This window comes from Luteimonas sp. GW821-FHT14E02 (genome assembly GCF_058803905.1).
In genome coordinates this window covers 122,500-134,698 of the sequence record NZ_JBXAPK010000008.1, presented here as the reverse complement: position 1 = coordinate 134,698, position 12,199 = coordinate 122,500, and the positions used below count along the sequence as shown (strand labels likewise).

Below are 12,199 nucleotides of genomic sequence, written 5' to 3'. Positions count from 1 at the left end.
ATTACACGCGAGATCTGCGCGGCAGCATGCGCTGTAAGGTGTCGTCGTGGATCAGGTAGTGGTGAGCGAGTGCGGCGATCGTGTGCAATCCCACAAGCCAGTAACCGAGTACCGCGATGGTCTCGTGCAACTCTTCCGCGAATTCGGCAAGAGACTCATCCACTCCCGGAAGCAGGGGAACCGACCAGCCAAGCCCAGGCAACCGTGCAACTTCGCCTTCACCACTGAGCGTCAGCCAACCGAGCAATGGCATCGTGATCATGAACAGGTACAACGCCAGGTGCGTCAATTTCGCGAGCATGCGCTGCCATGCAACCGGCTGTGGATGGATGCGCGGCACGGATCCGGCGAGGCGTACCGCAAGGCGTATGACGACCAGGACCAGCACACTCAAACCGAGCGCGTAGTGCCATGCCTTCATCGCTTCCTCCCCGCCGGGGAGTCCTTCTTCCAATTCCATCGTGGCGTAGACTGCGACCAGCAGCAGGGCCATCAACCAGTGCAGGACAATGGACACCACCCCGTAGCGCTCCCGCGTGTTCAACCAGCGCGCCGTCTTCGGCGCAGTCGCGCTCATGATGTTTTCTCCTGATGTATGTGCTCGCCTGTGGATGGTTTGAGCCGCTCGATGCCGAGCGCTTCGAGTACGTATTTCTCGACAATCGGCTCGGACGTGCCATGCCGCATCTTGAATAGGAAATACTTTTCGAACGCGATTTTCGCCAAGTGCACCCAGCGACCTTCCTTGGCCCAGGTCACATTGCGTGGCGGAATCTGCGGCAGTGCGACGAAAGCGATCCCCGAATCCCCCATGTCCGCCAGGCACACCGCGTTCCAGGTGCCTTCGAACGTCGCCGGCTCGCCCTTTATCTCAGCATCGATGTTGCGAGTGACCGTGGTCACCATCGACTCGATCATGAAACCGGTCTTCGGCGCGCCGGTCGGGATTGGCGTGGCTTCCACCGGCGGGATCGCAACACAGACCCCTGCGGCGAAGATGTTCGGGTAACGCGTACTGCGCTGATGCTTGTCGACCAGCACGAAACCACGTGGATTGCATAATCCTTCGACTGCGGCGATCGCATCAACCCCCTTGAACGCCGGCAACAACATCGAATATCGGAACGGAAGCACATGCTCCCGCCCGGGCTTTCCTTCGTCGTCATGCTCGACAACCACCACCTCGCCCGCGCGCACCTGCCGCACCGTCGCGTTGGTGATCCAATGGATGTGGCGCTGACGCAACTCCGACTCGAGCATTCCCTTGGAATCGCCGACACCGCCAAGGCCCAGATGACCGATGTACGGCTCACTGGTGACGAAGTGCATCGGGACACGATCGCGCAGTTTTCGTTTGCGCAGGTCAGCATCAAGGATCAGTGCGAACTCGTAAGCCGGACCAAAACAACTTGCACCCTGCACCGCCCCGATCACGACCGGGCCAGGGTTATCGAGGAATGCTTGATAAGCCTCCCATGCCCGCACAGCATGCGGTGTGGTGCAGATTGACTGGGTATGACCATCTTCCGGACCGCTCCCAGGCACTTCATCGAAGGCGAGTTTCGGGCCCGTGCAGATGACCAGATAATCGTAGTCGTATTGCCCTCCGTCCGCAGTGTGCACGCGCATCCGCTCGGGCTCGATCCTCATCACCGCGTGTGACACAAACGCGATGTCTTTCTGCGCCAACGGCTCCGCGGCCATGAGGGTGAAGTCTTCGGCCGTGCGCCATCCGACCGCGAGCCACGGGTTGGACGGCGTGAAGCTGAACTTATCGCCATCACCGATCACGGTGATGCGATGCGTTGCGCCGAGGGTGTGGCGCAACTCGTAGGCAGCACTCATTCCGGCCAGGCCGGCGCCGATGATCAGGATGTGAGCCATCGTGCTTTCCCTGTATGGACTGTCGCAATGCTAGGCGCTACACCCCCTCCTGCCTTTGATCCTGATCAATGAGTAGCAGAAGACGGTCCACAATGAATCCTGGCTAGTGGACTTCCCCCGATGATGAGCGATGTATCAATACGCTCAATTTGATCCCGCTCAAAATGCGTACCGCCCTTCCGTCTTAAAGTCCGACATTTTTCAGGGGGCGGCATGGCCACGATTCTCTTTGAGCATTCAGACCATCGTTGCGTGGCCTTCAGCGACCTGGTCCGGGGAGAAGACGGCATCCAAGCCAACCAGTTCCTAATTCAGCACAAAGAAAGCAGTGCACTGCTCGATCCCGGAGGACAGCTTCTGTACAACCCGCTGATCCTGGCATTGTGCGCGTATATGCAGCCAACCCAATTAACCTGGTTGTTGTGCTCGCATCAGGATCCCGACATCATTGGGTCGGTAGACAAGTGGCTGCTCTACACCAAGGCCACGGTGGTGTGCTCCCGGCTATGGGGCCGCTTCGTGCCACACCTGGTGCCCCGCCACATCGTCAATAGCGGAAGCGACCGTTACCTGTTACTGCCAGACTCAGGTGGCCCGGTGCCAATGGGCGACACCTGTTTACACGCCTTGCCAGCACACTTCATGCATTCAGTCGGCAATTTCAGCTTCTACGATCCGATCAGCCGGATTCTGTTCTCTGGCGACATCGGTTCGTCGCTGATCCCGAGCAACACACCCTATGTCTTCGTCCAGGATTTCGACACACATGTATCGAAGATGGCCGGATTTCATCAGCGCTACATGGCTTCCAACCGGGTCACCAGACTCTGGGCAGGAATGGTGCGTAGACTGGCACCGGCCATGATCGTGCCTCAACATGGCCTGCCGATGCGGGGCGAAGTCATGGAGCAGTTTCTTGACTGGCTGGAGTTACTGGAATGCGGGGTGGATCTGCTGGGGCCGGCGGACTACACGGCGTGATCGGATCGCCCCCTCGCAATCAGGCAAGGATGGAATGAAGGACTGGCTTGATTTCCGACAGCCGGCGCGGTCCGCCGGCTTGCTCCTTGTTCCCATGGCATCAGCCAGTCCTGCGAACATCAGCGCTTGAACTGGCCGAGCGATCAGAACTTCATCACATAAGAAGCACCATAAACCAATGGGTCGATATTGACTGTCCCCAGCTTGGTGCCATTCAGCGATACGTCCGTGTCAATATCGATCCAGCGCGCATCGATGCGGATCGCGCCACGCTCACCAACTGCGAAGTCGATGCCTGCGTGCGCAGCCAGCCCCCAGGAATCGTCCAGTTTCAGTTTGCTGCCGGCAAGAGCGCCGGACGTGTCTTCGCTGAAGAAGGCTGTGTAGTTCACGCCGGCGCCAATGAACGGAGATACTCGTCCCTGGCCATTAAAATGGTATTGCAGCGACACCGTCGGCGGCAGCTGTTTGGTACTGCCGACTGTGCCTACGCCCTGGATTGCGATGTCGTGCTCGAACGGCCAGGCGGCGATGACTTCCAGACCGAGGTTGTCGGCGACGAAATACTCGAATGTGACCGTTGGCTTGACATCGCTATCAACTTCGACCGGAAGCGTGCCGGCGGCGAGCTTTCCGTTATCGGACTTCGGATCGATCACGTGCGCGCCAAAACCTAGGGTCCAATCGCCGGCGGATTGTGCATAAGCCGGCGCAGCACTTGCAGCCAACAACAGGAAGACGACGTTACAAACTGTTCCTTTTCGCATGATGTTTGCTCTTTGACGTAGTGTGACGCCAATATCCCCTCCACTCCGAACCGACGCCTTGATCATGATCAAATAAGACGGGAATGTTCGAAGGTAAGGTCGTATCCGCCGTGATGCCCACACTTCGGCCTGGAAAGATCGACACCATGGTCACTACCTTTTCCGCCCCTTTCACGCCGGTTGAAGCGGTGTTACCCGCGTTGCGGGAGCGCGGATTTTTGGCACTGACGCCCCATGGCGTCGCCGAGCTATGCCACGAGCCGCTCGAGGCGTTCAATGCATTGAGACCGAGCTGGGACGACCTCCCTCCCGACAATTATCTTCGCGATGGCGGCCACTATCGGAAACGCCGTCACTCCTGCTTCATCGTCAATGGCACGCACATCGAACAAGTGCCACATCGCGCGCATTGGCAATCATTGGAACACAATGCATTGCATGGCGGAATGCAACGCTGGTTCGATCCGATCCGTCCTGAAATCATAAAACGGCCTGTCTGGACGCACCTGTTGTCGGCATTGGGGAATCTCTTTTCCATGCTCAAACCTGGGCCTCCATGGTGCGTGGAAGCACATCAGTTCCGCATCGACACCAGCGACGGTATCGGCCGCCCCACTCCCGAAGGTGCACATCGAGACGGCGTCGACTTCATTGCCATCTTCCTGGTCAGCCGTCACGCCATCAAGGGTGGCGAAACCCGTCTCTTCGAGGCGAAGAACCCTAACGGTCAACGTTTCACACTGGACGTTCCCTGGTCAGCGCTGCTGCTTGACGATACGCGCATGATCCACGAATGCACGCCAATCCAGCCGACAGATGACACCGGATATCGCGATACACTGGTGTTGACATATCGCGCCGGGGCGTTCCAGAGCGAAGACGGAGATCGCCTTCCAGGTGATCCGCGGCCTCACGCCTGACCTGTCGGACGGCCTTGGAATCGCAGCTGCCGGAGTGGAGCAGCTCGCATGGCCTGCCGCGTCTTCGCCCCCTCCTTCTGGCACGGGGAGGACAAGTCGCCGAGTTGACTAAAATCAAGGCAGGCATCCGACTGCCGCCCTAATCTTGGCCGCATGCTCAAGCCCGTAATCTCCGACCGGTCGTTTCCAATTGAACTGCTGCGCCGTTACGATCGGCCCGGCCCACGTTACACCTCATACCCGACCGCGCCACAGTTCAGATCGGATTTCGGCGAAGTGCAATTGCGCGAGGTGGCCACCCTCAGCAACGGCGACCCGATCCCGCGCCGCCTGTCGCTGTACGTACATGTTCCCTTCTGTCAGAGCCCCTGTTTTTATTGTGGCTGCAACCGCGTGATCACTCGAGACCGCTCGCGCGCCGATAGCTATCTGGCACGCCTGCATCGCGAAATCGGCCTGATGGCACAACTCTTCGACCGAGACCGTGAAACGATTCAGCTTCATTTTGGTGGCGGGACACCCAATTTCCTCACCTCCGCACAACTTCGCGAAACAGTGGAAATGTTGCACCGCCACTTTCGCTTTTCCGATTCCGAAGATCGCGACCTCTCGATCGAAATTGATCCGCGCTTCATCAACACCGAAGACGTCTCCGAATTGGCGAGCGCCGGATTCAACCGTGCCAGCCTAGGCGTGCAGGATTTTGACTCGACGGTACAGGGTGCGATCAATCGTATCCAGAGCATTGACGAAACCCGTGCAGTGATCGATGCCTGCCGACGACACGGGTTTCGCTCCGTCAACATCGACCTGATCTACGGCCTACCAAAACAGACTCGCGAAGGATTCGCCAACACACTAGAGACGGTGGTGAAGCTTCGCCCTGATCGACTCGCCGTCTATAGCTATGCGCATATGCCGGCGCTGTTCAAACCACAACAGCAGATCGATTCCGCCGATCTGCCAAGCGCCGAGGAGAAGCTGGGGTTGCTGCAACTGGCGATCGAAACATTAAACGCGGCCGGCTACGAATATATCGGCATGGATCATTTCTCCCTTCCCGACGACGATCTTGCCCGCGCATCTGCGCGCGGCGGTCTGCATCGCAATTTCATGGGGTATACCACTCATGCCGACTGCGATCTGATCGGACTGGGCGTCAGTGCGATCAGCCATATCGGCGACAGTTACAGCCAGAATCACCGCGACCTCCCCAGCTGGCAGGCTGCGCTCGACGATGGCCGTCTGCCTGTGTTCCGCGGCTTTCGACTGAGCGAAGACGATCAGCTTCGCCTGACACTCATCCAGTGCCTGATGTGCCAGAACGAGATTCCAATCGCCGCACTGGAGCGACGCTATGCGATCGATTTCAACACGTATTTCGCCGATGCAATGGACAAGCTTTCGCCCCTGATTCATGACGATCTGATCCGATGCGAACCTGGACGCATCGCAGTGACCTCGCGCGGCCGGCTATTTCTTCGCAACATCGCCATGTGCTTCGACCAGTATCTCGACATTCACGTCGACCCAATACGACCGAAATTCTCACGGGCAATATGAGCCTCGCAAGCCATAGCGTGCAGGCGCGCCCTGCCTCAATCCTCCGATCTCTGACTTCATAGATCCTCGCTTCGATATTACCCGCACCTGCCGCAATAGCCGCAATTGTCCGGCCTTTCTTCCGCGTCCTCGGTCATGACGAAGTCGATGACGACCGCGCCCGGGGCACGCTTCAAATAACCGATCGCCAAGGTACCGCCGTATCGTTGTCGCAACTGCGTCAATAATGGCAACGGATCGCAATCGTTGACCAGACGCATGATCTCTCCCGACTTGAGCACGTCAAGCGCTCCCAGGATAGCGGCATGGCGGAAGCGCGGGCTGACGCTGCGCGCATCGAAAGGAAAAGCTTCCTCGTTTTGGATTGAGTTTTCGCCAGCAGTCATGGGTGGCATTGGATGCATGATCGGAAGAACATCATGCGATACGATTCCGCCAGACGCTTTGATCCGGATCAGACTCCATCCTTCAGCCTCGCGCCGGGTGAAGGTAAAGGCTAGGCTGTCACACGGCCATCGGCCAGCAGCTTTGTCAATGCGCGTCCGAAGGGGGTAACGCTCGCGCTCGCACGCAGCACCCACTCCCGCGCCAATCGGGCCGGTGCGCGATCGTTGGTGAACAGACCGACGACTGCGCGCGTGGCCAGGTAGAGTGGCAACGTCGCACGACGATGCTCTTGATCGTAGCGTGCGAGCAGCATCGGTGTGGCGATATCTTCGCCACGCCGCAGCGATGCCGTGATCTCGTTCGCCAGTGTCTGTTGCCCGAGCAGGCCAAAATTGAAACCATGCGCTGTGACCGGATGCATGCCGACCGCTGCATCGCCGATCAGCGCGAAGCGCGTCGTGACAAATCGCTTTGGATAGACGCCGATCAGCGGATAGACATGTCGCGATCCAATCTGCGTTATCGCGCCAAGGCGGCCATGCAAACGCCGGTTCATTTCGCGACAGAACTCGTCCTCATCCATCGCTGCGATCTCGCGCACCTCATGCCCGGGCAGCGTCAATACCACCGAACAGCGGCGGCCGCGCAGGGGCAGCAACGCCAATGTCTGGCCGTAATCGAACCACTCCACGGCAGTCTGCCTATGATCAACCTCGTGTGAAATTCGGCATACCAGCATGCTCTTGCCGAAATCATGCACGCGTGCAGCGATCCCCATCGCCCGACGCGTTTCTGAAAAACGACTGTCAGCCGCTACCAGCAGCCTTGCTCTGAGCGTACTACCGTCCGACAGCGTTACACGCGCCTGACGCGTATCGGTCCTGGCACTCTGCACATGCACACCGGCTCGCAGGGTTACCGACGGCACTTCACGCACAGATTCGAAGGCAGCCTTACGGATCAGGTGGTTTGGCACGAGGTAACCGAGCACGTCGCGACCCGAGTCGCGATGATCCACGCGGAGCACGTGCGGCGAGAGACCGTTCATGATGTGGGCATCACGCAACGGCGAGATCTCATCTTTCGGGATCCTCTGCCAGACGTCCAACCGACGGAGCAATTGCATCGAGCGGTGGGTCAACGCGATCTCGCGACCGTCGAATGGCGGATCAGCCAGCGCTACTTCTGGCTGGCGCTCGACCAGCGTGATTCTCAGCCCTGTCTTGGCAAGTGCACGCGCGAAGCACAGTCCTGCAGGCCCGGCACCGACGACGACGATATCGGGATTGTCGTCTTGCCCGCACACCGCAGGTAGGGTTACGGACTCCACCATGAACTCATCTCCGATGACGCTACGCGAACCTCGTCTTGACCATCCCCTGCCCTGAAGCAGAAATGGCCATGCTCGAAACCACGGTTGGAAGATTCGCCTTTCCCGCGGGCTCGCGCCTTGATTCAAATCAGGTGCGCCGGATTTGATCCAGATCAGGGCAGATGCCTCCCATACGGATCACGCTTGCCGGCCATGGCCCGGGCGCCTTGCAGCTTGTTGCTGTGCTCCGCCCCCTCTTCCAGCACCATCCAATCCAGGAATGCAAATGAGACTCCTCCCTCCCGCCTTGCTTGCTGTTGCCCTGTTTGCCGCAACTGGCTTCGCCTATGCCACACCGAATTGCACTGTCAAGCTCAAGGGCGACGACCGCATGCAGTACGATCTGAAAACCGTCACCGTATCGTCGTCCTGCCCGACGATCAGTCTCGAACTGACCCACATTGGCAAGATGACCGCACAGGTGATGGGCCATAACATCGTCATCGCGCAAACCAAGGATGTCTCCGCGATCAGTGCGGATGGCCTGAAGGCTGGCGCGTCCGCCGGCTATGTCGCCAAGGGCGATGTCCGCGTACTGGCGGCAACATCGATCGCTGGGGGCGGTCAGACCGTGAAGACCACGCTGCCGGGCAAGAAGCTGAAGGCCGGCGGCGACTACACATTCTTTTGCAGCTTTCCGGGCCATTCGGCCTTGATGAAGGGCAAGCTCGTCATCGTTCCATGACCTAGCGCGATACCGGCTCATACAAGCGGGCCGCAACACTCGCCCATCACTTGCGGACGCCCATTCGACAGGCGTCCGCATTCTGAGGCCGCCCCTCATTGCACGAGAAGGCCTGTCTCCGAACACGCGCCCAGAAAACCTGATCCATATCAAATGTGTCCGAAACGGCATTCCTAGAATGCCCACCATCGGGCCTCAGGAAAAATCCGCATGCAAGCACCCGCCGAAACCTACAACGACAAGGTCGTGCGCCAATTTGCCGCGATGACCGTGGTCTGGGGCATCGTTGGCATGTTGGTCGGCGTGATCATCGCCGCCCAGCTGTACTGGCCGGCGCTGAACTTCGACATCCCCTGGCTGACTTACAGCCGGCTGCGCCCTCTTCACACCAATGCAGTGATTTTCGCCTTTGGGGGCTGTGCGCTGTTCGCGACCGGTTATTACGTGGTCCAGCACACCTGTCATGTGCGGCTTTTTTCGGACAAGCTCGCCGCGTTCACCTTCTGGGGCTGGCAGGCGGTCATCGTCGCCGCGGCGATCACTCTGCCCCTCGGCATCACTCAGAGCAAGGAGTATGCCGAGCTGGAGTGGCCAATCGACATCATGATCACCCTGGTCTGGGTCGCTTTCGCAGTGGTTTTCTTCGGCACGATTGTCAAGCGCCGGGTCAAGCACATCTACGTCGCCAACTGGTTCTACGGCGCTTTCATTCTCGCCGTCGCACTGCTCCACATCGTCAACAATCTGGTGATTCCGGTCAGCTTGACCAAGTCGTATTCGCTGTATTCCGGCGCGGTCGACGCGATGTCGCAATGGTGGTATGGCCACAACGCAGTCGGTTTCTTCCTGACCGCGGGCTTCCTCGGGATGATGTACTACTTCGTGCCCAAGCAGGCGCAGCGCCCGGTGTATTCGTACCGGCTTTCGATCGTGCATTTCTGGGCATTGATCGCCGTGTACATGTGGGCCGGCCCGCATCATCTGCAGTACACCGCCTTGCCGGACTGGGCGCAGAGCCTCGGCATGGTGTTTTCGCTGGTACTGCTGGCGCCGAGTTGGGGCGGCGCAATCAACGGCATCATGACCCTGTCGGGAGTGTGGCATAAGCTGCGCACCGACCCCATCATCAAGTTCCTGATCGTCGCCGTCAGCTTCTACATGATGTCGACCTTCGAGGGGCCGATGATGTCGATCAAGACGGTCAACTCGCTGTCGCACTACACCGACTGGACCATCGGCCATGTGCACGCCGGCGCACTCGGCTGGGTCGCGATGATCAGCCTGGGCTCGATCTACGTGCTGTGGCCGCGCCTGCTGAACCTTACGCAGATGCATTCGACCAAGGCAATCGACCTGCACTTCTGGCTGCACACGATCGGGGTTGTATTCTACATCGCATCCATGTGGATTGCCGGTGTGATGCAAGGTCTGATGTGGCGCGCGACCAACCCCGACGGCACGCTGACCTACAGCTTCGTTGAGTCCCTCAACGCCACCTACCCCTACTACCTCGGTCGCCTGACTGGCGGCCTGCTCGTGCTGAGCGGGATGTTCGTGATGGCCTGGAACATCGTCCGCACGTGGCAGGAAGCCCGCTCCGTCGTCGAAACGCCGGTACTCGCGCCGGACACTTCCACCGCCCGCGCCTGAGGTCAGCGTCATGAGTCATTCCCACGAGAAGATCGAAACCAACGTCGGCCTGATGGCGGTACTGATCGCGATCGCCATCTCCTTTGGCGGCCTGGCCGAAATCCTTCCCCTGATGCGCCAGGCTGAAGCCATCAAGCCGTTGCCGGGCGTCAAGCCCTATGCCGCCCTGGAGCTCGCCGGCCGCGACGTTTACGTGCGCGAGGGCTGTTACAACTGCCATTCGCAGATGGTGCGCACACTGCGCTTCGAGACCGAACGTTACGGCCACTACTCGCTGGCAGGCGAATCGGTCTACGACCGGCCATTCCAGTGGGGCAGCAAACGTACCGGCCCGGATCTGGCGCGCGTAGGCGGTCGCTATTCCGACGACTGGCACCGGGTGCATCTGATCAATCCGCGCGACGTGGTCCCCGAGTCGAACATGCCCGGTTTTCCATGGCTGGCGAAGAACAAGGTCGACGGTGCGGAAATCGAGGACAAGATGCGCGCCCTGCAGCGCATCGGCGATCCATATACCCGCGAGGACATCGCCGGCGCACGCGCCGCAGTGGAGGAGAAGACCGAACTCGACGCGATGGTCGCCTACCTCCAGGGCCTCGGCAAACACGCACCGTCGGGAGAATGAAAATGGTGTCCGGAATCGTGACGTTCGTATTGCTTGTTTTATTCGTGACCGGCTGGATCTGGGTGTGGAGCCCGAAGCGCAGACGCGAATTCGATGCCGCCGCGCGGTTGCCGCTGTCGGATGAGGAGACGCGGCAATGAGCCAAGCCTGGTCATGGTTCATCATCGCGCTGGTCGCGCTGAACATCTTCGGTTGCGTCTGGCTTCTGTGGTGGACTGGCAAACGCCGTCCCGGCGATCCCGCCCCCACCGATACCAGCCATATCTGGGACGGCGACCTTACCGAATACAACAAGCCCATGCCGCGCTGGTGGATCAACCTGTTCTACCTGACCGTGGTGTTCGCGATCGGGTACCTGATCTATTACCCGGGACTTGGTGCGTTCGCCGGCATGGGCAAGTGGACCTCGGCGAAGGAACAAGCCCGCGACCAGATGCGCGAAACCCAGAAACTGGAAGCGGCGTTCTCGCCATACAAGGGGCAGCCCATTGATGCGATCGCGCGGGACCCGAAGGCACTCGCACTCGGCCGCTCGATCTTCAACAACACCTGCGCGGCATGTCACGGCTCTTCGGCGCAAGGGGCCGTCGGCTATCCGAACCTGCGTGACGACATCTGGCATTGGGGTGGTTCACCGGAACATGTGCTGCAAACCGTCCTCGACGGCCGTGAAGGCGTCATGCCGCCATGGGGGCAGGCATTGGCCGGCATGGGTGGCGAAAATGCAGTCGATCATGTGGTCGCCTATGTGCGCACATTGTCCGATCCCGATCTGATGCGGAACAACTATGCAGCCGCGGAGGGGGAGAAACTTTATGCAAGCGTATGCGTCGCCTGCCATGGCACCGACGGCAAGGGCAACCAGGAACTCGGCGCGCCCGACCTGACGGATGCTTATTGGCTCTATGGCGACAGTAGCGCGGATCTGCACAAGACCATCGCCGATGGCCGACGCGGCACGATGCCGGCGCACCGACCGATCCTCGGTGAAACCCGGGCACGCCTGGCTGCCGCCTACGTCTGGTCGCTGTCGCATCAGGGCAAGCCGCCTACGGCTTCACAATGACCGACTACACCACTCCGCGATTCGACCATCCGCCACGACCGCATGCCCAGCGGATCGGCGCGATCGTCTGGCCCAGCTTCTTCTCCGCCGGCATCGCGACCATGGTGTTCTTTGCCTTCGTTGATCCGCTGGTGCTGCGCGACATGACGTTTCCGTCGCTGGACATCAGCCGCACGCTCGGCTACAGCGTCGGCTTCTTCATGTTCTGGCTGGCAACCGTCGCCTCCAGCCTGTTTACCTGGCTCCTGTTGCGCCCGGCCAGCCGCTTCAACAAACCGCTGCCTCGGGAGTAGGACGCG

General features: G+C 59.7%; 14 protein-coding genes. 9 read left to right on the top strand and 5 right to left on the bottom strand.

The annotated features are described in order from the left end of the window. Position 1: 1 nt before the first annotated feature. Together AC1RNP_RS14345 and AC1RNP_RS14340 are read right to left on the bottom strand one after the other, a co-directional pair. The gene (locus tag AC1RNP_RS14345; RefSeq protein WP_493051950.1) at positions 2-577 is read right to left on the bottom strand and encodes a cytochrome b; all 576 of its coding nucleotides are present in this window, start codon (positions 575-577) and stop codon (positions 2-4) included. Further along, a complete protein-coding gene (locus tag AC1RNP_RS14340) occupies positions 574-1,884 on the bottom strand; it encodes an NAD(P)/FAD-dependent oxidoreductase (RefSeq protein ID WP_493051949.1) in 1,311 nt (436 codons plus the stop codon). The genes AC1RNP_RS14345 and AC1RNP_RS14340 overlap by 4 nt, the downstream gene beginning before the upstream one ends. Positions 1,885-2,097: 213 nt before the next feature. On the opposite strand from AC1RNP_RS14340, the gene AC1RNP_RS14335 reads away from it, so the two are divergent. After that, the gene (locus AC1RNP_RS14335; RefSeq protein ID WP_493051948.1) at positions 2,098-2,865 is read left to right on the top strand and encodes an oxygen-binding di-iron domain-containing protein; all 768 of its coding nucleotides are present in this window, start codon (positions 2,098-2,100) and stop codon (positions 2,863-2,865) included. Positions 2,866-3,008: 143 nt separating this feature from the next. Here AC1RNP_RS14335 and AC1RNP_RS14330 read toward each other — a convergent pair whose 3' ends face one another. Beyond that, a complete protein-coding gene (locus tag AC1RNP_RS14330) occupies positions 3,009-3,632 on the bottom strand; it encodes an OmpW/AlkL family protein (RefSeq protein WP_493052016.1) in 624 nt (207 codons plus the stop codon). Positions 3,633-3,715: 83 nt separating this feature from the next. Here AC1RNP_RS14330 and AC1RNP_RS14325 point away from each other — a divergent pair, with 83 nt between their 5' ends. After that, entirely contained in the window at positions 3,716-4,552 is an 837-nt protein-coding gene (locus AC1RNP_RS14325) for a 2OG-Fe dioxygenase family protein (RefSeq protein WP_493051947.1), read from the top strand. 153 nt (positions 4,553-4,705) lie between these two features. Continuing rightward, positions 4,706-6,115: an oxygen-independent coproporphyrinogen III oxidase gene (gene hemN / locus AC1RNP_RS14320; protein WP_493051946.1), complete on the top strand. Its 1,410-nt coding sequence runs from the start codon at positions 4,706-4,708 to the stop codon at positions 6,113-6,115. A gap of 77 nt (positions 6,116-6,192) precedes the next feature. Here hemN and AC1RNP_RS14315 read toward each other — a convergent pair whose 3' ends face one another. Together AC1RNP_RS14315 and ubiM are read right to left on the bottom strand one after the other, a co-directional pair. Further along, positions 6,193-6,501 (bottom strand): DUF2249 domain-containing protein, encoded by a 309-nt coding sequence (locus AC1RNP_RS14315; protein ID WP_493051945.1) that lies wholly within the window; start codon positions 6,499-6,501, stop codon positions 6,193-6,195. Between the two features lie 110 nt (positions 6,502-6,611). Beyond that, positions 6,612-7,835: a 5-demethoxyubiquinol-8 5-hydroxylase UbiM gene (gene ubiM, locus AC1RNP_RS14310; protein ID WP_493051944.1), complete on the bottom strand. Its 1,224-nt coding sequence runs from the start codon at positions 7,833-7,835 to the stop codon at positions 6,612-6,614. Positions 7,836-8,094: 259 nt separating this feature from the next. Between ubiM and azu the strand changes: the two genes are divergently transcribed. From azu to AC1RNP_RS14280, 6 genes are all read left to right on the top strand, one after another. Further along, positions 8,095-8,559 carry an azurin gene (azu, locus tag AC1RNP_RS14305; RefSeq protein ID WP_493051943.1) on the top strand — a complete coding sequence of 155 codons (465 nt, stop codon included), beginning with the start codon at positions 8,095-8,097 and terminating at the stop codon, positions 8,557-8,559. A 210-nt stretch (positions 8,560-8,769) separates the two neighbouring features. Beyond that, positions 8,770-10,209, top strand: coding sequence for a cytochrome-c oxidase, cbb3-type subunit I (ccoN, locus tag AC1RNP_RS14300; protein ID WP_493051942.1), 1,440 nt, complete (start codon positions 8,770-8,772; stop codon positions 10,207-10,209). Positions 10,210-10,219: 10 nt separating this feature from the next. Further along, positions 10,220-10,834: a cytochrome-c oxidase, cbb3-type subunit II gene (ccoO, locus tag AC1RNP_RS14295; protein ID WP_493051941.1), complete on the top strand. Its 615-nt coding sequence runs from the start codon at positions 10,220-10,222 to the stop codon at positions 10,832-10,834. 2 nt (positions 10,835-10,836) lie between these two features. Continuing rightward, on the top strand, positions 10,837-10,974 hold the full coding sequence (locus AC1RNP_RS14290) for a cbb3-type cytochrome oxidase subunit 3 (protein WP_493051940.1): 138 nt from the start codon (positions 10,837-10,839) through the stop codon (positions 10,972-10,974). Further along, positions 10,971-11,900, top strand: coding sequence for a cytochrome-c oxidase, cbb3-type subunit III (ccoP, locus tag AC1RNP_RS14285; RefSeq protein ID WP_493051939.1), 930 nt, complete (start codon positions 10,971-10,973; stop codon positions 11,898-11,900). The genes AC1RNP_RS14290 and ccoP overlap by 4 nt, the downstream gene beginning before the upstream one ends. After that, entirely contained in the window at positions 11,897-12,193 is a 297-nt protein-coding gene (locus tag AC1RNP_RS14280; RefSeq protein WP_493051938.1) for a hypothetical protein, read from the top strand. The genes ccoP and AC1RNP_RS14280 overlap by 4 nt, the downstream gene beginning before the upstream one ends. Positions 12,194-12,199: the final 6 nt, after the last annotated feature.